The 18,485-nt window shown below is 71.1% G+C and carries 24 protein-coding genes and 1 tRNA gene; 3 read left to right on the top strand and 22 right to left on the bottom strand.

The features are described 5' to 3' along the window. The 11 genes from VFL28_12055 to VFL28_12005 all read right to left on the bottom strand — a co-directional run. Positions 1-399 (bottom strand): hypothetical protein (locus VFL28_12055; GenBank protein HET7265396.1); only part of this gene is annotated, 399 nt, incomplete at its 3' end. Positions 400-480: 81 nt separating this feature from the next. Beyond that, a tRNA-Met gene (locus VFL28_12050) sits at positions 481-557 on the bottom strand. A gap of 89 nt (positions 558-646) precedes the next feature. After that, positions 647-1,573: a hypothetical protein gene (locus VFL28_12045; protein ID HET7265395.1), complete on the bottom strand. Its 927-nt coding sequence runs from the start codon at positions 1,571-1,573 to the stop codon at positions 647-649. Between the two features lie 36 nt (positions 1,574-1,609). Beyond that, entirely contained in the window at positions 1,610-1,834 is a 225-nt protein-coding gene (gene rsrA / locus VFL28_12040) for a mycothiol system anti-sigma-R factor (GenBank protein HET7265394.1), read from the bottom strand. Continuing rightward, positions 1,831-2,496: a sigma-70 family RNA polymerase sigma factor gene (locus tag VFL28_12035; protein ID HET7265393.1), complete on the bottom strand. Its 666-nt coding sequence runs from the start codon at positions 2,494-2,496 to the stop codon at positions 1,831-1,833. The genes rsrA and VFL28_12035 overlap by 4 nt, the downstream gene beginning before the upstream one ends. Further along, entirely contained in the window at positions 2,493-2,921 is a 429-nt protein-coding gene (locus VFL28_12030) for an Rrf2 family transcriptional regulator (protein ID HET7265392.1), read from the bottom strand. The genes VFL28_12035 and VFL28_12030 overlap by 4 nt, the downstream gene beginning before the upstream one ends. Further along, entirely contained in the window at positions 2,918-3,352 is a 435-nt protein-coding gene (locus VFL28_12025; protein HET7265391.1) for a M67 family metallopeptidase, read from the bottom strand. Before VFL28_12025 ends, VFL28_12030 begins: the two co-directional genes overlap by 4 nt. Positions 3,353-3,397: 45 nt before the next feature. Continuing rightward, entirely contained in the window at positions 3,398-4,333 is a 936-nt protein-coding gene (locus tag VFL28_12020; protein ID HET7265390.1) for a cysteine synthase, read from the bottom strand. 3 nt (positions 4,334-4,336) lie between these two features. Then, positions 4,337-5,149 carry a hypothetical protein gene (locus tag VFL28_12015; GenBank protein HET7265389.1) on the bottom strand — a complete coding sequence of 271 codons (813 nt, stop codon included), beginning with the start codon at positions 5,147-5,149 and terminating at the stop codon, positions 4,337-4,339. Between the two features lie 68 nt (positions 5,150-5,217). Beyond that, positions 5,218-5,490 (bottom strand): ubiquitin-like small modifier protein 1, encoded by a 273-nt coding sequence (locus VFL28_12010; protein HET7265388.1) that lies wholly within the window; start codon positions 5,488-5,490, stop codon positions 5,218-5,220. 331 nt (positions 5,491-5,821) lie between these two features. After that, positions 5,822-6,964 (bottom strand): peptidoglycan DD-metalloendopeptidase family protein, encoded by a 1,143-nt coding sequence (locus VFL28_12005; GenBank protein HET7265387.1) that lies wholly within the window; start codon positions 6,962-6,964, stop codon positions 5,822-5,824. Positions 6,965-7,509: 545 nt separating this feature from the next. On the opposite strand from VFL28_12005, the gene VFL28_12000 reads away from it, so the two are divergent. Both VFL28_12000 and VFL28_11995 read left to right on the top strand, forming a co-directional pair. Then, positions 7,510-7,662, top strand: coding sequence for a hypothetical protein (locus tag VFL28_12000; GenBank protein ID HET7265386.1), 153 nt, complete (start codon positions 7,510-7,512; stop codon positions 7,660-7,662). A 92-nt stretch (positions 7,663-7,754) separates the two neighbouring features. Continuing rightward, positions 7,755-8,459, top strand: coding sequence for a methyltransferase domain-containing protein (locus VFL28_11995; protein ID HET7265385.1), 705 nt, complete (start codon positions 7,755-7,757; stop codon positions 8,457-8,459). Here the strand turns inward: VFL28_11995 and VFL28_11990 are convergent. The 11 genes from VFL28_11990 to VFL28_11940 form a co-directional block, all read right to left on the bottom strand. Further along, positions 8,395-9,351: a M14 family metallopeptidase gene (locus VFL28_11990; protein HET7265384.1), complete on the bottom strand. Its 957-nt coding sequence runs from the start codon at positions 9,349-9,351 to the stop codon at positions 8,395-8,397. The genes VFL28_11995 and VFL28_11990 overlap by 65 nt on opposite strands. Before the next feature lie 52 nt (positions 9,352-9,403). Continuing rightward, on the bottom strand, positions 9,404-10,147 hold the full coding sequence (gene lipB / locus VFL28_11985; GenBank protein HET7265383.1) for a lipoyl(octanoyl) transferase LipB: 744 nt from the start codon (positions 10,145-10,147) through the stop codon (positions 9,404-9,406). Between the two features lie 81 nt (positions 10,148-10,228). Further along, complete coding sequence (locus tag VFL28_11980; GenBank protein ID HET7265382.1) at positions 10,229-10,687, bottom strand: DUF4149 domain-containing protein; 459 nt, start codon at positions 10,685-10,687, stop codon at positions 10,229-10,231. Between the two features lie 35 nt (positions 10,688-10,722). Then, on the bottom strand, positions 10,723-11,328 hold the full coding sequence (locus tag VFL28_11975; GenBank protein ID HET7265381.1) for a LemA family protein: 606 nt from the start codon (positions 11,326-11,328) through the stop codon (positions 10,723-10,725). Further along, a complete protein-coding gene (locus VFL28_11970; GenBank protein ID HET7265380.1) occupies positions 11,325-11,717 on the bottom strand; it encodes a TPM domain-containing protein in 393 nt (130 codons plus the stop codon). Before VFL28_11970 ends, VFL28_11975 begins: the two co-directional genes overlap by 4 nt. A 4-nt stretch (positions 11,718-11,721) precedes the next feature. Continuing rightward, complete coding sequence (locus VFL28_11965) at positions 11,722-12,549, bottom strand: TPM domain-containing protein (protein HET7265379.1); 828 nt, start codon at positions 12,547-12,549, stop codon at positions 11,722-11,724. A 74-nt stretch (positions 12,550-12,623) separates the two neighbouring features. Continuing rightward, positions 12,624-13,205, bottom strand: coding sequence for a LemA family protein (locus tag VFL28_11960; protein HET7265378.1), 582 nt, complete (start codon positions 13,203-13,205; stop codon positions 12,624-12,626). 185 nt (positions 13,206-13,390) lie between these two features. Continuing rightward, positions 13,391-14,770: a S41 family peptidase gene (locus tag VFL28_11955; protein HET7265377.1), complete on the bottom strand. Its 1,380-nt coding sequence runs from the start codon at positions 14,768-14,770 to the stop codon at positions 13,391-13,393. A gap of 91 nt (positions 14,771-14,861) precedes the next feature. Continuing rightward, entirely contained in the window at positions 14,862-15,659 is a 798-nt protein-coding gene (locus VFL28_11950; protein ID HET7265376.1) for an SAM-dependent chlorinase/fluorinase, read from the bottom strand. Next, positions 15,634-16,839: an ArgE/DapE family deacylase gene (locus VFL28_11945; protein ID HET7265375.1), complete on the bottom strand. Its 1,206-nt coding sequence runs from the start codon at positions 16,837-16,839 to the stop codon at positions 15,634-15,636. Before VFL28_11945 ends, VFL28_11950 begins: the two co-directional genes overlap by 26 nt. 45 nt (positions 16,840-16,884) lie before the next feature. Then, positions 16,885-18,129 carry an alanyl-tRNA editing protein gene (locus VFL28_11940; GenBank protein HET7265374.1) on the bottom strand — a complete coding sequence of 415 codons (1,245 nt, stop codon included), beginning with the start codon at positions 18,127-18,129 and terminating at the stop codon, positions 16,885-16,887. 2 nt (positions 18,130-18,131) lie between these two features. On the opposite strand from VFL28_11940, the gene VFL28_11935 reads away from it, so the two are divergent. Continuing rightward, complete coding sequence (locus VFL28_11935) at positions 18,132-18,404, top strand: YggT family protein (protein HET7265373.1); 273 nt, start codon at positions 18,132-18,134, stop codon at positions 18,402-18,404. The last annotated feature ends 81 nt before the right edge of the window (positions 18,405-18,485 follow it).

Here is an 18,485-nt window from a genome sequence, read left to right as displayed (position 1 = left end):
GGTCGAGAGATACGTATTCCCGCAGTTCACCGACTTGGCGGAACGGGAACCCACGGTGAACGAGATACTGTCGTGCGTTGTGCATCCGTACGGGTAGGGCACCACCCGACCTGACGACGGGGGATTCGAGCCAACAGGCTTTGGTGAGCCGGGTTGCGCCGCTGTTGGCGTACTGGCGCAGTGCTCGGCTTCCATGTCCCGCAGGTGAAAAATCTGCCGGCCGACTTCCGTCTGCTGCTGCGCGACCTTTCGCATATCGGCACGTGTTTTTTGAATCATCTGCAGCACGACCCGGACCCATTCAAGATACTTCTTCTTCAGTTGTTGTTGTTTCTCTGGACTACCACCAAAACCAAGGGCCAAGTATGTAATGTCGTTTCCAATTCGGTAAAGAACCATGCACCTCGGCATGGTCATTGCGGCAATGCCAAATAAGAAGAGGACCCGCCCGATGTGCCGAGCAGGTCCTCTCTCTACGGTTGGTAGCGGGGGCAGGATTTGAACCTGCGACCTTCGGGTTATGAGCCCGACGAGCTACCGGACTGCTCCACCCCGCGCCGCTACCACCTGAAACGTGATGCCGCGTCACCGCGGCACATTTGGAATTATACCACGCGACCTGCCGGTGTCAAAGGAAAAGCGCGCGCTACCGTACCGGCGGCGCGGCGACCAGGGCCCACAGCATGTCGGCCTCGCTGGCGATGATCGACCCGGCCCGCAGCGACGCCATCACGCGGCGCACGGCGAGCGTGCCGGCGATGATCACGTCCGCGCGTTCGGGCTGAAGGCCTGGAAGACGCCGGCGCTCGGCGAGCGGCGCCCGGCACATCGTCTCGAGCAGCTCGTCGACCACCCCGCCCGTCAGCGCGTAGCCGTGCACCCGATCGGGATCGTAGGGCGTCAGGCGCTGCGCCATCGCCGCGAGCGTGGTGACGGTCCCGCCGACCCCGATGAGGCGGCGGCCGCCGCGCAGCGGCACGACCACCGGATCGAGAGCGGCCGCGAGCGTGTCCGCGAGCGCGGAGATCTCGGCCGGCAGCGGCGGATCGTGGGCGATCGCGCGGTGCGTCATCACGACGGACCCTACGGGCAGGCTGCGGTCGCCCTGGATGCCGCGCCGCGCCGTGCCCCACGTGACTTCGACGCTCCCGCCGCCGACGTCGAGCACGACCAGTGGCTCGCCCCCGTCGAGCTCGGCAAGGCCCAAAACGACGCCGCGGAAGCCGGCCGCGGCCTCTTCCTCGCCGCTCAGAATGCGCACCGGCACCGAAAGCCGCGAGAGCAGGAGCTCGGGATTGCGGGCCGCGCGCACGGCGTAGGTCGCGGCCACAGTCACACCGCCCGCCTGAAGCGCTCGTGCGCGGGCGACGTACTCCTCAACAGCCGCTGTGGTGCGGGCCGCCGCCGCGGTCGTGATGATCCCACCGTCGTGGAGACCCTCGCCGAGGCGCGTGATCGCCAGCCGCCGGTCCACCGGGCGCACGGCCGGGCCCGGCTGCCCTGCATCCGGCACGTCCGCCACGAGAAGCCGGACAGAGTTGGTGCCGATGTCGATTGCCGCGCGACGCGTCATGCGGTGCGGGCGCCCCGACGGCGGGGCGGAATCTGGCTAATAAAGCTGAAGGATCTTCGCGAGGCGCTCGCGGAGCCGTGCGGGCGCGTGCTCACCCCCGCATGCTCGCCGCATCGTCTCCTTGAGGCGGCGCTCGAGTTCGGCCTGGGAGAGACACTCGCGACATTGCGCGAGGTGCTTCTGCAGCTCACCGCTGGAGTCCAGATCGAGCTCGCCGTCGACGTACTGCCACATGAGATCGGTGCACTCGCGGCAGTTCATACCTCGCCCTCTCCACGGACGAGACGCCGGCGCCGGACGTACTCGACAAGGCGCCGGCGCAGCGCGTGCCTGCCGCGGTACAGCCGCGACATCACGGTCCCGACCGGGATGCCGAGCACCTCGGCCGCCTCCTTGTAGGCGAATCCGTCGACGTCCACCAGCAGCACGGCGGCGAGGAACGGCGCGGGCAGGGCCTCGAGGCCGGCCCGCATCTCGGTGTCCATGACGTGATCGAGCACCAGATACTCGGGATTGCCGGATTCGCCGAGCGCGGCGCCGTCGCGTGCCCGTCCGTACAGGTAGGCATCGCCGACGTCGTCGGCGGGCACGGTCTCAGGCTCGCGCGAGTGCTTGCGCTGCGCGTCGAAGTACGTATTCATGAGGATGCGGTAGAGCCACGCGCGGACGTTCGTGCCCGGTTGAAAGGTGTGAAACGACCGCCACGCCTTGAGCATCGTCTCCTGCACGAGGTCTTCGGCGGAGGCGGTGTTACGAGTGAGGCGGCGGGCGGTGCTGTAGAGGCCGTCGAGATTCGCGGTCACGAGCGTTTCGTAGAGCTCCCGCGTGCTCGGGACGCCCGACGCCCCGCCCGCGGACGGCGCGGCCGTGCGCGGAGGAGTTTCGAGGCGCGGACAGCAGCCGCCGCCGGACGAGGCCGTCACGCCTTGGTCAGCGGCGCAAGCGGCCGCCCGATGACATCCGCCAGAGTGGTACGGTTCAGGACGTCCTCCGTCGCGGCCTTCACGGCCTGCCAGACCGGCCGCAGCCCGCAGCCGGGCGCGTAGATGCAGTGGGCGTCTTCCTCTTCGACGCACAGCCACGGCGCCACGCTGCCCTCGAGGGCCACAAACGCTTCGCCGATCGTGACGCCCTCCGGCGTCCGGGCGAGCACGTGGCCGCCGCTCGGACCCCGCTTGCTCTGGACGAGGCCGGCCCGCCGCAGGGTCGTGAGTAGCTGATTGAGGTAGGGCTCGGGGAGTCCCTGGCGCCGCGCGATCTCGTGGCTCTGCACCGGCCCTTCACCGTAGTGCTGGGCCAGATCGATCAACGCACGAATCCCGTATTCCGCCCGGGTGCTGACCTTCACGTCACGACCACATCCTCGGATACGACCTCAGAAGCGCCCGCGCCGTCGAAGCGGAAGGCCCGAACCTCGGGACGGTGCGGCTCCCGCAGCGAGACGATGATGTAGCGTGTTCCGGGAAACAGCGGCCGGTTCTCTTCGTCGTGCGCGCGCCGCCTGTCTGTTTCGCTGGGGTAGGCTTCGGTCGCCGGGTGCGAGTGATAGATCCCCACAAGACCCCAGCCGCGCTCGTCCATCAGACGGAACGCCCGCAACTCGTCCCGCGGGTCCATGAGATAGCGCCGCCGCGGTTCTTCATCAATGTTCCGCCCCGGGATGATCTCCTCGACGGTATCGTCCAGGCCCAACAGGACGCCGCAACACTCGTTCGGCGCCTCGGTACGCGCCTGGGCGAGCATCTGCTCGAACTGCCACCGACTCAACTTGAGCGCCAACGTATCGGTGTCCCTTCCGCCCACGATTGTAACATGAATCCTCACTTAGGAAACGAGATCCCGCCACAGCGCGGTGCTGAAGTAGCGCTCTCCCCCGTCGGGGGCGATCACGACGACGACGCCCCGGCGAAGGCCCGCCGCAACGTGCAGGGCCGCCTCCACCGCGGCGCCCGCGGATTCGCCAACCAGCATGCCTTCCTCTCGGGCGAGCCGGCGCGCCATCGCGTAGCCCGCCTCTGTCGTTACGGCGATCTTCTCGTCGTGCACCGACGGATCGTAGATCCCGGGTACGATCGACGACGCGATATGCTTGAGCCCCTCCAGGCCGTGCAGCGGCGCGTCGGGCTCGACGGCGACGACGCGGATCTTGGGATCCGCCTCGTGCAGGCGGCGCCCGGCGCCGACGACCGTCCCGGTCGTACCGAGGCCCGCGACAAAGTGGGTGACACGCCCCGCGGTCTGCTCGAGGATCTCGACCGCGGTCGTGTCGTAGTGCGCGAGCGGGTTGGAAGGGTTGTTGTACTGGTCAGGCTTGAAGTACCGCTCCGGCGCGCGGGCGTGGATCTCCCGCGCGCGCAAGATCGCGCCGTCGCTGCCCTCCAGGGGGTCGGAGAACACCATGCGGGCGCCGTAGGCGGCGATGATGCGCTTGCGCTCCTCGCTCGCGCTCGCCGGCATGACCAGTTCCACCGGATAGCCCTTCACGGCGCCCACCATCGCATACGCGATGCCGGCGTTCCCGGAAGTGGAGTCGAGGATCGTGATTCCGGGGCGCAGACGGCCGTCCCGCTCGGCGTCGGAGAGCATTCTCAACACAGGGCGGTCTTTGATGGAGCCGCCCGGGTTGAACCACTCCGCCTTCACGAACACGTCGACCGCCGGTGGGAGCCCGCGCGTCACGCGCTCGAGCCGCAGCAGCGGCGTGTTGCCGATCCGGTCGAGGAGCGACGTCCCGGCTTCGATCCCGCGCGCGACGCTCATCGTCTATTCGTCGAACAGGAACGCGGGCTCGGCGTAATAGCGCACGCCGTGCGCCTGCCACCGCTGCCGGAGTTGTGCATCGAGCGCGGCCTGCGCCGCCGCGGTGTCGACGCGGCCGGACAACCAGGCGAGCGGTGTGTTCAGGCGCAGCGCCCGTCCGGGAATGACGTGGCGGGTGATGCCGGCCGGAAGCCGGCCGCCGTCTCGGGCCAAAGCGAGGATGTCCGCCTTCGCGAACCGCCGGAACATCACCAGCGCCCCGCGCCCGTACGCGGCCTCCATCTCGGCGAGGGCGCCGCGCTCAACCCGCTGCACCGCGGGTGCGTCCCGGTAGAGCGCGGCGAGCCGGCGCAGCAACTCGGTACCGAACTTATCGCCGCCCGTGCGCAGGAGGACCACCCCGCCCTCCGCGTCGACGACCGCGGCGAGAGCCTCGCCGGCGGTGATCCGCGACTCCGCCTCGGCCGCGTCGCCGGCGCGGGCCGTGGAATCGGGAGCGGCCGTCGCCGCGGCGGCGCGAAGCGTTCCCGGAACATCCTCCGGCACGTAGTGCCGCCAGACGGACAAACGGACGCCGGGATCTTCGTAGGCGATCTCCTGAACCACCGCGTGCGGCAGCCGGAGCGCACGCAGCGCGGTGACGCGGTTCGCGCCGTCCAGCACGACCGCCCGGCCGCGGCCGATCGGCGCGACGACGGGCGGGTTCCGCAGCACCCCGTCGCGCTGCAGGGCCTCCGCGAGGCGCGCGACCCGGGTTGGATCTGCCTCTTCGTGCAGGAGCAGCCGGTCGAGCGGCCACACCCGGAGCCGAGGCATGGCCGGCGCCGGGGAGGGCCGGGCGGGCTGCGGCGCCGCCGGACGTCGGCGGAGCGAGATCTCCACGCCTATCCGCCGGCCATCGCCGGAACGATCGAGATCTCGTCGCTCTCCCGCAACGGCGTCGCGGCACCCTGGAGGTGCCGGATTTCGGTCCCGTTTACGAACACGTTGATGAAGCCCCGCACCTCGCCGTCGGCGTCCCGCAACTGCTCGCGCAGCCCGGGGAACTCGCGCTCCAGACCCGCAAGCGCTTCCGCCACCGTCCCGCCGCCGGCGGCCACCCGCGCCCGGCCGTTCGTCAGCCGGCGCAGCGGCGTCGGCAAGTAGACCTGCGCCATCGGCAATCCACCTCCCTCAGTCATTCGAGAAAAACACAAACCGCGGCGCAAGCGCCGCGGCCGAGGTGTTTGTAATGCCCAAGCGGGAATTCGGACGCTCGCGCTTAACCCCGGCGGTATCTCTCCGCCGCCGGACGGCTCCCGCTGGTACAGATGCAGCCGAGCATCCGAGTCACGACCTGCGTCTCTCGCTCTCCCATGTCATTCCGTCTAAACGCCGCCGGACGTGGCCGTATTTCCGCGTCAGCGAGGAGTGTAGCACGGGCCTGCGGGGACTTCAAGCAAGCGGGACGCGGCTAACCAGACGCGGCGGCCTCCGGGGACGGCCCGTCTACGGGGCGAGCGGGTCGATCGGTTGGCCGTCCTGACGCACTTCGAAGTGGAGGTGCGGCCCGGTGGTCCACCCCGTCCTGCCGACGCGGGCGATGACCTGCCCTTTGGCCACCGACTCACCGACGCGGACGAGATAGGCCGATAGGTGCGCGTAGACGGTCGAGACACCGTTGCCGTGGTCGAGCACAACCATGTTGCCGTATCCGGTCATCCACCCGACGTACAGCACCGTCCCGCTCTCCGCCGCTTCGACGGGCGTGCCCATCGGCGCCGCGATATCGATGCCGGTGTGCAGTGCCCGGCGGTGGATGAACGGGTCGATCCGCCACCCAAATCCGGAGGTGATCGGCCCGCGCGCCGGCCAGTCGAACGAGCCGGTGACGAGGTTGAGCCGCGGGCCGCCGTGGCTCCCGCCCCGTTGCTGGCGGCGGATCAGATCCGCGATGCGGAACGACTCGGCCTCCAACTCGCGGACGGCTGCTTCCTGCATCTCGCGCTGCGTACGGATCTGCGCCAGCATCTTGCGGCGCTGGGTGGCGAGCGCCACGGTCTCCTGGCGGCTCACCATCCACCGTCGCTGCTGCGTCGCGAGATCGGCCTCCCGCCGCGTGAGCGTCGTCTTCACGGCGTCGCGCCGGTCGCGCTCTTCGGTCACCTGCTGATACAGTCTGAGGTCCTGCGACACGATCATCCCGACCAGGTACGAGCGCACGACGAAGTCGCGAAAGTCGGTCGCACCGAGAAGCACGTCGAGGTACCCGAGCGGACCGTCCTTGTAGAACGTCCGCAGGCGCTCCGTCATGAGCTGCTCGTGCAGAGTCAGTCGCTCGGAGACGGTGCGCAGCGCGTCGCGCGCGTCGGCGACGGCCCGTCGCGTGCCGGTAAGAGCCGCCGTGGTCTGGTGCAGCTGCGTCTCCGCGGCGTGAAGGCGCTGCTCGGTCTGGGCCAGCTCGCCCAGGACGCGGTGTTCCTCGTGCCGGGTCTTGACGAGCTGGCGCTGACGGTCGGCAAGCTGCTGCTGCACGTGCCGAAGCTGAGTTTGGGGCGAAGCGGGAGCGGCGGGCCACGCGGACGCGGTCCACGTGACCATGGTCGCGACGAGCGCGACACACCCTATCAGGACCCGGAGACGGCTCCGCATCCGCTGGCCTCGGCCGGTGCTATGATGACGAACTGCGACGAATCGGTATCGAGGGGCGAATGCGGCCCCGCTATGTGCCGGGGCGATTGTTCGTCGCGGTCTGTGAAACTCCTCCCGCACGCCCCCCCGGCGTGCTGTCCATCCATACTGCCCACGTCGGCCCCGCGTCAGACGTGCCGCCGCGAGCCCGCGGAGGCGAAAGGAAATGCTCAGGGACCGTCGAAGGACCGCGCGCATCAACAGCACCGTGCAGTCGACTTAGCGTCCTGGCGGACAAGGGAGGTTCAGGTATGGCGAGCAGGACCCGGCGGAAGAAGCGGGCGAAGACGTCGTCCCGCAAGGGCCGCGCCAGCGCACGGCCTCGCCGCGCGCGCGCGGCGAAGGGCCGGTCTTCGGCCCGTTCGACCCGGAAGCGCCGCGCGGGCGTGAAGCGCGCCGGCACGACCCGCCGGCGCACGGCCGCAAAGCGCGGCGGCGCCGGAAAGAGCGGCGGCGCACGGACGAAGCGGGCGGCCCCTCGGGCCCGTCGAGCCGCGGCGCCGTCGGTGCCGGCAGAGCAAACGACGCTCGGCACCCTGACGCCGGGGCTTCCACCGATCGCGCCGTCGCCGATCAATCCCGCGCCGGCACGGCCGATGTGGGGCACGGAAGACCACGAGGCCGAGACCGAAAACGACGAAGACGAAGAGCCGATGTAGCACCTTTTTCACCGATAAAGCTCATGGGCTCGGTGGAGGCGCGGGCCTTCGGTCCGCGCCTCCACCGTTTGTCCGCGCGCTATGATCGAACTGTGAAGGCCGATCGAACGAACTGGGAAGCCCGCTATCGCGGGGGCGACCGCCCGCACGACGGGCCGCCGTCGGAGTTGCTCCGGCGCTGGCTGCCGAAGGCGATCCCCGCGGGCAGACGGGGGCCGGCGCGAACCGCGCTCGATGTCGCCACCGGACTCGGCCGCAACGCCCTACTGCTCGCCCGCGCCGGCTATCGGGTCGACGCGGTCGACATCTCGCCCACCGCCTTGCGGGAAGCCGCGCGGCGTGCGCGCCGAGAAGGCCTCCGCGGCATCTGCTGGATCGCGGCCGACCTCGACCGGTGGCGTCCGCCGCGGGCGCACTACGACGTCGTGGTCAACGCCTTCTTTCTAAACCGGCGGCTGTTCCCCGCCCTACGGGCGGCGGTGCGGCCCGGCGGCGTGATCGTTTTCGAGACGCATCTGGCCCGCGACAACGACCCGGGGAATAGCCCGCCCGGCCGTCGGTTCCGGCTGCGGCCCGGCGAACTCCGCCGCGCGTTGCGCGGGTGGGACATGCTCTACGTAAAGGACGGACTGGGCCGCACCGGACGGCGCGTGCTGGCGCTCGGGCGCATCGTCGCGCGCCGGCCGGCAACGCCGGCGCATTCCGCCGGCTGGTCCCGCCCCCGCGGGGGCGTTACTCGGGTACGGCCACCGCGAACAGCGGATCGTTCGGGTTCGTCGCCGGGGTCGTCACGGTAAAGAGAACGATCCCCGACGCCGGGGCGTGCAGCTCGGTGAGACGGCGGCCGAAGTAGTCGCGAACCTCGCCAATCCGAACCCCCTGCTCCACGCGGTCGCCGGGCTTCACGCTCAAGTACGACAGCCCGGTGTGCTGGGACCGGACCCAGTGCATCTCGGTGAGCACCGTCACCGGCCCGGCGGGCTCGGGCGCGCCTTCGACAAGACGCAGGTGGCGCAGGACGTTGCGCAGGCCCCTCACGTGCGCCGCGAGCGACGGTTCGTCCAAGAGGCCCTGCCCGCCGGCTTCCGTCAGGATCGCGGGGATGTTGCGCTGCGCCGCGGCCGCGTACGTTCCGCCGCCGACGCGTCCCCGCACGACGTACCGGATGCCGTAGACACGCGCGAGATCCCGGGCGCGCGCGTCGACCTCGACGTTGCCGGTCTCGACGATGATCGTGAACGGCACGAGCGCCTCGTTGATGTCCCCGCCGTGCAGATCGACGTACGCGTCGCTCGGCGCGATCACTTCGGTGAACAACGTGTGCGCGAGTCGCTCGCTCGCGGTGCCGTCCGCCTTGCCGGGGAAGACGCGGTTCGGATTCTTGCCGTCGAGCGGACAGATGTAGATGCTGCGCGCGGCGAACGACGGCACGTCGACGATGTGCACGATCACGACGGTGCCGCGAACGTCCCCCGCCCGGAGGTCGGCCGCGGTGCGGATCGCCGCCTCGATGCCGGGATACTCGCCGCCGTGGACGCCCGCGGTGATCGCGAGCCGCGGCCCCGCGGCCGCGCCGTTCACGATCGTGACGGGCATCTCGATCGGCGTCCCCGGCACGGGGAGAAACCCGGTCACCTTCGCACCGGGCGCGGCGCGGAGCGGTCCTAGCGTTACGAGATCCTGTCCCATCGGCACTCCTTTCGGACGTTCATCGCCGGGGTCACGGAGACGCCGGCTTGAATTACGTGGCGGCGGGCCGCTCGTCCGCCGGCGCGAATATCGCGGCCGCGGCGCCGCCGTCCGGCGCCGGGGCAAGGGCGGCGCGAACATCCTCGAGTTTCCGTTCGTCCCACCGCACGTCGAGCGCGTCCGCGAGCGCGCCCGCGACGGGCAGCGCCGCCTCGTCGAGCGATACCGGCCGGCCGAGCAGGCGCGCGATCGAGGTCACGGGCCGCCCGAGCCCGCACGGGTTGATCAGGTCAAAGGCCCCGAGGTCCGGATCGACGTTCAGGGCGAAGCCGTGCATCGTCACCTTGCGCTTCACCGCCACGCCGATCGCCGCGACTTTCGCCCCGCCCGCCCAGACGCCGGGAAAGCCCGGCAGGCGCTCCGCGGCGATCTCCCAGGTCCGAAGGGCCGAGATCAGCGCGGCCTCGAGCGCGCGCACGTAACGGCCGATGTCCTCATTGAACGCGCGGAGGTCGACGATCGGATACCCAACCAACTGGCCCGGACCGTGGTAGGTGACGTCTCCGCCACGCTCGATCTGGAACATCTCGATGCCTCGCGCCGAGAGCAGCGCCGGCCCGGCGAGCACGTTGGTGGGGCGCGCGGCACGGCCGAGCGTGATCACCGGCGGATGCTCCAGGAGCACGACGGCGTCCGGGATCGCGCCGGCCTGGCGCGCCGCCAGCAGCGACTTCTGCAACGCCCACGCGTCGCCATACGCCAGGCGTCCGCACCGCACCAACCACGCCGTTCGCATTTCCGATGCCCCTCCGCCTCCGGCTGCGTGCTTCGACGGCCGCGCGGAGCGATCCCTGGGCCGCCCGCCGGTGCAGAACGGCTAGCGCCGCGCGGCGAGCGACCAGCCGGCGAGCACCGCGAGGCCGCCGCCGAAGATCGCGAGTTCGACGATCGCGTAGACGCCGTGCAGCGAACGGATCGCGGCGTACCGAGGATCCCCGGGTGTGCGGTTGACGAAGTCGAGTCGGGCGGCGAGGCGCGTGATCTCCGGCGTAAGGTAGAAGGTCTGCGCGGCCGCGAGGATCAGCATGACCGCGGTCACGGCGATCGTCCAGCGGGCCGACCGTGCGGCGGCCGCGGCGGCGAGTGCCGCGACGCCGCATACGATTTCGATCCGGTTGAACCGCGCAAACACCGCTTGGCCAAGCGCGACGGCCTGGTTGCGGGTCAACGCCGGCGTCGCGAACCGGAGCGGCGCGTCGATGAAATCGAGCGCCGCCATCCCGCCGATCCACAACGCGACGGCCACCGTGCGGACAACCGCGGCGAAGGCGCTCACACCGGCACTCTTGCCCGCGGGCGCGACCGGACCCTCTAGGGCGGCAGCCGGACAGTCGGCGGCGCGGCGGCGGGCCCTTCGGCTTCGAAGTACGGCCGCGACCGGAATGCGCCCGCCGACGCGACCCAGGCCGACGGAACTTGCTGCACCGGCGTGTTGTAGGCGAGCACCCGGTCGTTGTAGCGCCGCCGTTCGACGGCGATGCGGTTCTCCGTCCCGGCCAGTTCGTCCATCAGCGCGGCCACGGCCGCCCGGCTGCGCAGGTCGGGAGACGCTTCGACGACGCCGATGAGCCGCCCGACCGGAGCTTCGAGCGCCGTGGCGGCGCGGACCCGGTCCGGCGATCCCGGCGGCGCGGCGAGGTACGCCGCGCGGGCCGCGGCGATCGCGGTAAAGACCTGCCGCTCCTGCGCGAGCGAGCCGGCGGCCGCCGCCACGAGCGCCGGAACCAGATCGACGCGGCGCTGATACTGGGCTTCGACCTGCGCCCACTGCGAGTCGACCGCGGCTCGCGCCTGCACGAGCCGGTTGTACGTCGTGATCCACCAGCCGGCGCAGCCGAGCACCACGGCCAGCGCGAGCAGCGCGGCCACCGCCCACGCGCCCGGCGTGCGGGCCGGATCGGGACGGCCGGTGATCACGTGGCGGCGCGCCGCGCCAGGTGGCCGATCGCTTCGACACCCCGGATGAGCCCGTCGCCAAACCGGCCGCGCCGGAACTGCGGCGCGATGACGTGGTCGATGATGCGCTGCGCGTCCGCGGGATCGACGACGCCCGAGAGCCCGCGCCCGAGCTCGATGTGAATGGCCCGGTTATCCACTGCCACGAGCACGAGGACCCCGTTGTCGCGCCCGTGCTTGCCGATGCCGACGTGGTTGAAGTAGCCGCGCGCGAGCGCCGGTGCGTCGTCCGCGCGGCGGACCACGAGCACCGCGATCTCGACGCCGGTCTCCCGCTCGATCGCCTCGGTGAGACGCCGCAGGCGCGTCTTGTCGGGCGCGCTCAGGAGACGGTGCATCCCGCCGATCACGGCGTCACCATCCTCCGGAGGCGCCCCCGCCGCCCGACGCGCCGCCGCCGAACCCGCCGAAGCCACCCCCACCCCCGAAGCCGCCGCTACCCCAGCCGCCGCCGACGAAGTACGGCACCGGCATCACCGCGGCACGCTGCACGAGCCGCTTGTCCTTGTACCCGCACCGGGAACATGTCCAGCACTGGACCGCGCCGACTGCCGCGGAGCCGGTCGCCGACTCGAGGCGCATCATCGCGCCGCACCGGGGACAGCGCCGGGCGCTGCGCCGCGACGCCAACGTCGCGATCGCGATGAAAACGAGGAACAGCAGGACGGCGAGGCCGCCTCCCCCGCCGGACCGGCCCGATCCGGCGCCCGCCGCGCCCGGCGGGACCGGCGCCGCCGGTTGGACCGCACCCGCGCCGGGCGCACCCGGCGCGCCGATGAGCGCCGTGAGCGCGTCGACCGCGGCGTTGAGGCCGTCGGCGTACCGCCCCGCCCGGAACGCCGGCGCGATGTCGTCGCGAATGATACGGCCGGCGGCGGCGTCGGGGACCTTGGCTTCGAGTCCGTATCCCACCTCGATGCGGACTTCGCGCTCCTTCAGCGCGATGAGCACCAGGATGCCGTTGTCGCGGCCGCGCCGTCCGACCTTCCACGCTTCCTCGAGGCGGACCGCGAACTCGTTGATCGGCACCCCGCCGAGGTTCGGAAACAGCGCGATCGCAATCTGATTGGTGGTGGCCCGATCGTACGCCGCGAGGCGGGCGTCGAGCGAGGCGCGCGCCCCGGCGTCGAGCGCGTGCGCGAGATCCGAGACATAGCCCTGCGGCGGGGGGAACGCCGGCATGCCCGGCGCGGCGGCAGCGGCGGCGAACGTCGCCGCCGCGACGAGCGCCGCGGCGATGAGAAGAACGCGCGGGGTCAGGGCGTGGGCACTCCGAGATTGACGCGCGGAGCCTCCTGTGCGCCCGGCTGCGCCTGGAAGTACGGGCGCGGCTGGAATCCGAAGGCGGACGCGACGAGCGTCGTCGGAAACGTCTGCAGCGTGGTGTCGTAGACCTGAACCGCGCCGTTGTACCGGCGGCGGGCGAACGCGAGTTGGTTCTCCGTCGCGGCGAGCTGCTGCATCAGCGACTGCACCGTCTCGTTGCTGCGCAGGACGGGGTAGTTCTCCACGATGACCAACAGGCGGGCGAGCGCGCCCTGCAGATTGTTGGCCGCGTCGATCCGCTGCGGCGTGCCGGGCTGGGTGCCGGCGTACTGCGTCCGCGCCCGCGCGATCGCCTCGAACACGGTGCGCTCCTGCGCCAGCACGGCGCGGGTCGACTCGACCAGGTTGGGGATGAGGTCGAAGCGGCGCTGCAGCTGGGTCTCCACGTCGGCCTGGGCGGCGTCCACCTGCTGCCGCAGCTGCACGAGGTGATTGTACGCGCCCGCAACCGATGAGGCGGACACGACGCCGATCAGTACGACGGCGAGCACCGCGATGAGCGCGGCACGCATGAGGCGACCCCCCGATACCCGCGCGTCTTCCGAGCCCCGCGCGGACCATCATCAGTATACGAGCGCGATCAAGGGCCTGCGTGGCCGACGGGCCGGGACCCGCCGGCCACCGCAACAAAACAGCCCCTCCCGGAGGAGAGGCCGTCTGGACGTCGTGCCGGCGCCGCGGCCGGCTCCCGCCGGTGTTAGGCGGCGCGCAGCCGGGGCATGACGTGGCCACTCGTCGGCGCGATGCCGTCAGTCGGCGGCTTCACGCCGAGCTGCGTGTTGATAATCTCGATCGCGCGGTCCAGCTGGCTGTCATGCCCCTCGTCCATCGCCTGCGACGTGAGCGACTCCGGCGTGTCCGGGGTGACACCCTGCCCTTCGAGCCGCGTGCCCTTGCCGGTGAACACGCGGGCGACGGTCACGCTCATCCCGGCGCCTTCCGGCAGGTCGATCGTGATCCCGATCTCCACGGCGCCCGCGGTCTTCGTACCCTCGACCACGCCGCGTCCCGACTCCTGAATCGCCGCGGAGAGCAGCTCCGCCGCGGAAGCCGTGCCTTCGTCCACCAGCACGACGATCGGCACGCTCGCCGGCACGATCGGCGCGCTCGGCGTCTGCATGACGATACTCTTTCCGGTCCGCGTCCGCATCTGCAGCACCGCGGAGCCCTCCGGCAGGATCGCCGACGCGATGTCGCGCAGCTCGCTTACCAGCCCGCCGGGGTTGCCGCGCAGGTCGAGGACGAGCGCCCGCATCCCCCCGCCTCGGAGGTCCTGCATCGCGTTGCGGATGCTGGCGCCCACCCCCGGAACGAACTCGAACAGCCGGATGTAGCCGATCTCGCCGGGCAGCATGCGGTCGGTCACGGTCGGCACGTGGATCGCGCCCCGCGTAATGGTCACGTCGATCGAATCCGACGCGCCCGCGCGCAGTACGGTCAGCGTCACCTGGCTGCCGGCCGTGCCGCGAATCATCCTCGAGACTTCGTCGTCGGCGAGGCTGTTCGTGGCGTGGCCGTCGACGGCGACGACCCGGTCGAACACCCGGATGCCGGCCCGCTCGGCGGGACCGCCCGGATAGATCTCGCTGATGTAATACTGGCCGTCGCGGTGCAGCAGCACGATGCCTACTCCGGTGAACGCGGCCTGTCCGGCTTCGCGGCGCTTGATCTCCTGGTAGAGCGCCGGCGGCACGAACCCGGTGTGCGAATCGTGCAGGCTCTGAAGCATCCCGTCGACCGCGACGTAGGCGAGGTCGGTCTCCGCGATGCGTCCGGCCGCCTGCGCGGTGAGCTCGGAGAACCGCTGGGAGAATAGGGACGACGCCTCCTCGTCGGTGGCGGTTTCCGGGATCGGCGTCCCGGCACCGGCACCGGCCTTCTTCTCGGCCGCAGCCAGCGCGGCGTTGAGCAGCGGCGCCGCGGCGAGCTGGTCGACGTAGTTCTTCTGCAGCGTCTTGAGCGCGGCGAGTACGAACGGCGCCGACGCGGCGTCGGCGTGGGGCAGGATGGGGGTCGCAAGAACGGCTGCAAGGGCGGCGGCGAGGGCCAGCGAGGTGAGACGGAAGCGCAGAGCCATCAGATCTTCTCCCCCCAGATGCGTGTCTGACGCTGGATGTGGGTCAAAGTATTCGGTATAGTATCACGGTCTCCCCGGCGGATGTATCGTGTCAGGAACCGATATCCGCGGCACGAAGCCGGATCGGAACGCCCGCGGACGCCGCCAGGGCATCTGCGGCGCGTCCCCGGTTGAGCGCAACCTCCACCAATCCGTCGCTGCCCTTCATAATAACCGCCTCTCCGACCTCCACATCGCCGAACGTACGTCCGACGACCGCGGCGGCGGTCCTGGACCCCACCTCCACGGCGGCATGCCGGGCGCCGGCGAGACCGGCCAGGAGGGCCGCCGGGATACTGGTGACAAGATTGCCGAACGGATCGATCCAGAGTACCGTCCCGCGCAGAACCGATCCGTCCCAGCCGCCCTCCTCGAGCGTCAGGTCGGCGTAGTCCGGCGCCGGCGCGCCGAGCGCCTCCAACGCCACGCCCGACGCCAGATACGCCGCGGCGGGCGCGAAGATGTCCCGGCCGTGAAACGTCGCCGAGACCGGGTGGCGCCAGTAGGCGGGGTTCGTCAGGCGATAGACGTGCGCGTGGCCGAGCCGCTTCGCGGCGGGCAGCAAGAGGCCGTTGTCGGGTCCGACGAAGATCTGCGCGCCGGCGGCGACGGCGAGCGGCGCGCGCGCGGTGCCGACGCCGGGGTCGACGACCGCGCAGTGCACCGTCCCCGGGGGACACGCCGGCGCCACCGACCACAGCAAGTACGCGCCGGTGCGCACGCCGTGCCGCGGTACGGCGTGGGTGATATCGACGAAGCGCGCGTCGCAGATTCCGGCGGCGACCGCCTTCATCGCGGCCGGATATGGAGAGTCGAGGCCGAAATCAGAGAGGAGCGTCAGCAGCCCCATCGCCGGTTCCGCAGAACGCCGCGATCGTCTCCGCGTACACCTGCGCGCACGTGACCACGGACGGCAGATCGACGTACTCGACCGCGGCGTGCGCCCCCTCGCCGGACGGACCGAACACGACGGCCGGGACCCCGTGCTGCGCCAGGAGCGCCGCGTCGCACCAATACGCGACGCCGATGTGCGGCGGAGACTGTCCCGTCACCCGCCGGCACGCATCCTCGAGCGCGCGCACGATCGGCGCCTGCGGTTCCACCTGGAGGCCGGGCCGGCTGCCGGTGATTTCGAGCGTAGCCCGGAATGCCGGGTCGACCGCACGCAGGCCTTCCAGGATCGCCGTGAGCTCGCGCTGCGCGCCGGCCGCGGTCTCGCCGGGCAGCGTCCGGCGTTCCACGTCGAGCGTGCAGGCCGGCGGATATGTGCTGAGTCCCTCGCCACCCTGGATCAGCGACGCGTGGACGGACGGCCGTCCCACGAGCGGGTGGACGGCGACGGGCAGGACCTCGCGATCGAGCCGGTCGATCGCGGCCAGCACGCGGCCCATGTGAGCGATGGCGTCCACGCCGGCGACGGGATCGCTGCCGTGCGCGGCCCGTCCCTCGGTGCGGATGCGCGCCCACACGAAGCCTTTGTGCGCGAGGCACAGACGCATCGCGGTGGGCTCGGTCACAACCGCGCCGTCGGTCCGGCAGCGGCGCGCGACCGCCTCTGTGCCCGCGCTCAGGTACTCTTCGTCGATGACGAAGGTCAGGACGACGTCGCCGAGGGGGACGATGCCGGCCTCGCGAAGCGCGGCCACCGCGCCGACCATCGCGGCGAGGCTGGCCTTCATGTCGTAGGCGCCGCGCCCATACAGGCGGTCGCCCCGGCGCTCCGGGGAAAACGGCGCCTCCATGCCGGCCGCGCCGACGGTGTCGGTATGGCCGTTCAACATCAGTGATCGGCCGCGGCGGGGATCGGCGCCCCGCAGGACCGCGACGACGTTGGGCCGGCCGGGCAGCGCCTCCGGCAGCGTGACCTCGAGATCGAGCGCGCGGCAGGCCGCGGCCAGCGTCGTCGCGATCTCGGCCTCACCTTCGCCGTCCGGCACCAGGAGCGGATTGACCGAAGGGACGGCGACCAGCCGTTCCGCCAACTCGATCACGGCCTCCGGTCGGACGCGGGGACGCATGGACGCGGTCACGGTAAGCCCACCTTAGTATGGAAGGTTATCGGGGCAGCTGGCGGCTCAGCCACCGCGCATCTGCGCGACGGCAAGATCGAGGGCGCGGCCGACTTCGGCCGGCGGGGCCGTGCCCTGGGCCGCCTCCGCCGTTCCGCCGCCCCGGCCCCCGACCGCGCGCGCCGCCTGGGTCAGCACGGCCGCCATGTCCGCCGCCACACCGGGAGACCGCGCGAAATACAGCCGCCCGGTTGCGACCACGCCGGCGAAGACGACGCTGGGCTCGCGCGAGGTGAGCTCGCGCAGAAGCAGCCGGACTTCGTCTTGGTCCCGCTCGGGAAACTCGAGTCGAAGCACCTTCGGCGTTTCACCCGCGGGCGCCGCGGCGAGCCGCTCCGCCGCTTCGTACGCCAGCAGGCGTTTCAACGAGGCCGCGAGCGCGCGCTCACGTTCTTCGAGCCGGACGCTGAGCCGCCCCAACGCCCCCGGAAGCTCGCGGTCGCCCACCGTAAGACGCGCGGCCCATTCCGCGACGAACCCGTGCTTCCAGCGGTAGTCGCGAAGCGCGCGCCAGCCCGCCAAAAACTCCACCCGGAGATGCCCCTTCGCACGCTCCCAACGCCGCAGCAGGATCGGCCCGAGCTCCCCGGTGGCCCTCACGTGTGTCCCGCCGCACGCGGAGCGGTCCAAGCCTTCGATCTCGATCACGCGCAGCATCCCCGCACGCTTCGCCGGACGCCGCAGGCCGAGCCGGTCCGCCTCGTCCGCATCGACGAAGCGCACGGTGACGGCGCGGTTGTCGTAGACCGCCTGGGCGAGTGCATCCTCGACCGCCAGCGCGTCGTCCGGGGACAGCGCGGCGCGCTCGAAGTCGACGGTAGACGTATCACCGAGATGCACGGACACCGTTTCGGCGCGAATTTGCTGGAGGAAGGCCGCGGAGACCAGGTGCTGCGCCGTGTGTTGCTGCATGTAGTCGTACCGCCGGTCCCAGTCGATCTCCGCTTCCACCTCGACGCCGACGCCGGGCGGCGCACTGCCGGGCTCGAGGACATGCACGACGTGGTCGCCGGCATCGACCACGTCGACGACCGGTATCCCGGCCACGGTGCCGGTGTCGTGCGGCTGACCGCCGGACGTCGGGTAGAACGCGGTCCGGTCGAGGACAACGCCGGTCCGTCCGCCGGACGCGGGGACGGCGGCCAGCACACCGGCGAGAAACGTCCGACGGTAGGCGTCGTTGTAGTAGAGCCGTTCCGTCGCCGCCGTGCCCGGCGGCACCGGTCCGTCCGCGCCTGTGCTAGAATACATGCGTGTTGTTCCTCATCTCGCTCATTTCGGACGCGGCCCAGTTGCTGGCGCTGCTGATCATTGTGCGGGCCCTGCTGACGTGGATCCCGTCGGTCGACTACCACCATCCGGTCGTGCGGGGGATCGTCCGCGTCACGGACCCGATCCTGCTGCCGATCCGCCGGTTCGTGCCGCCGCTCGGCGGGATGGACGTCACGCCGATCGCCGCGCTCCTCCTGATCCAGGTCGCCCGCTACCTGCTGATCAATATCGTCGCCGCCGCCTTCGGCGTCTAAGCTGCCGCTAGCACGCCGACATCACCTTCGCGCCGCGTTGCCGCGCAAAGCCGGCGCTTGCGTTCGTGGTGCAGCCCTGCG

Source organism: bacterium (assembly GCA_035691305.1).
In the GTDB taxonomy this organism is placed as follows: Bacteria; Sysuimicrobiota; Sysuimicrobiia; order Sysuimicrobiales; family Segetimicrobiaceae; genus DASSJF01.
Note: the sequence above shows the minus strand (reverse complement) of the source record. Positions and strands in the feature narration are given on the sequence as shown.

What these genes read in the sequence shown, in the direction of transcription:
- VFL28_12045 (HET7265395.1), bottom strand. Translation starts at nt 1,573, where the DNA reads ATGACGCGTCGCGCGGCAATCGACATCGGCACCAACTCTGTCCGGCTT.
- rsrA (HET7265394.1), bottom strand. Translation starts at nt 1,834, where the DNA reads ATGAACTGCCGCGAGTGCACCGATCTCATGTGGCAGTACGTCGACGGC.
- VFL28_12020 (HET7265390.1), bottom strand. Translation starts at nt 4,333, where the DNA reads ATGAGCGTCGCGCGCGGGATCGAAGCCGGGACGTCGCTCCTCGACCGG.
- VFL28_12015 (HET7265389.1), bottom strand. Translation starts at nt 5,149, where the DNA reads ATGCCTCGGCTCCGGGTGTGGCCGCTCGACCGGCTGCTCCTGCACGAA.
- VFL28_12010 (HET7265388.1), bottom strand. Translation starts at nt 5,490, where the DNA reads ATGGCGCAGGTCTACTTGCCGACGCCGCTGCGCCGGCTGACGAACGGC.
- VFL28_12005 (HET7265387.1), bottom strand. Translation starts at nt 6,964, where the DNA reads ATGCGGAGCCGTCTCCGGGTCCTGATAGGGTGTGTCGCGCTCGTCGCG.
- VFL28_11990 (HET7265384.1), bottom strand. Translation starts at nt 9,351, where the DNA reads ATGGGACAGGATCTCGTAACGCTAGGACCGCTCCGCGCCGCGCCCGGT.
- lipB (HET7265383.1), bottom strand. Translation starts at nt 10,147, where the DNA reads ATGCGAACGGCGTGGTTGGTGCGGTGCGGACGCCTGGCGTATGGCGAC.
- VFL28_11965 (HET7265379.1), bottom strand. Translation starts at nt 12,549, where the DNA reads ATGCCGGCGTTCCCCCCGCCGCAGGGCTATGTCTCGGATCTCGCGCAC.
- VFL28_11960 (HET7265378.1), bottom strand. Translation starts at nt 13,205, where the DNA reads ATGCGTGCCGCGCTCATCGCGGTGCTCGCCGTCGTACTGATCGGCGTC.
- VFL28_11955 (HET7265377.1), bottom strand. Translation starts at nt 14,770, where the DNA reads ATGGCTCTGCGCTTCCGTCTCACCTCGCTGGCCCTCGCCGCCGCCCTT.
- VFL28_11950 (HET7265376.1), bottom strand. Translation starts at nt 15,659, where the DNA reads ATGGGGCTGCTGACGCTCCTCTCTGATTTCGGCCTCGACTCTCCATAT.
- VFL28_11940 (HET7265374.1), bottom strand. Translation starts at nt 18,129, where the DNA reads ATGTATTCTAGCACAGGCGCGGACGGACCGGTGCCGCCGGGCACGGCG.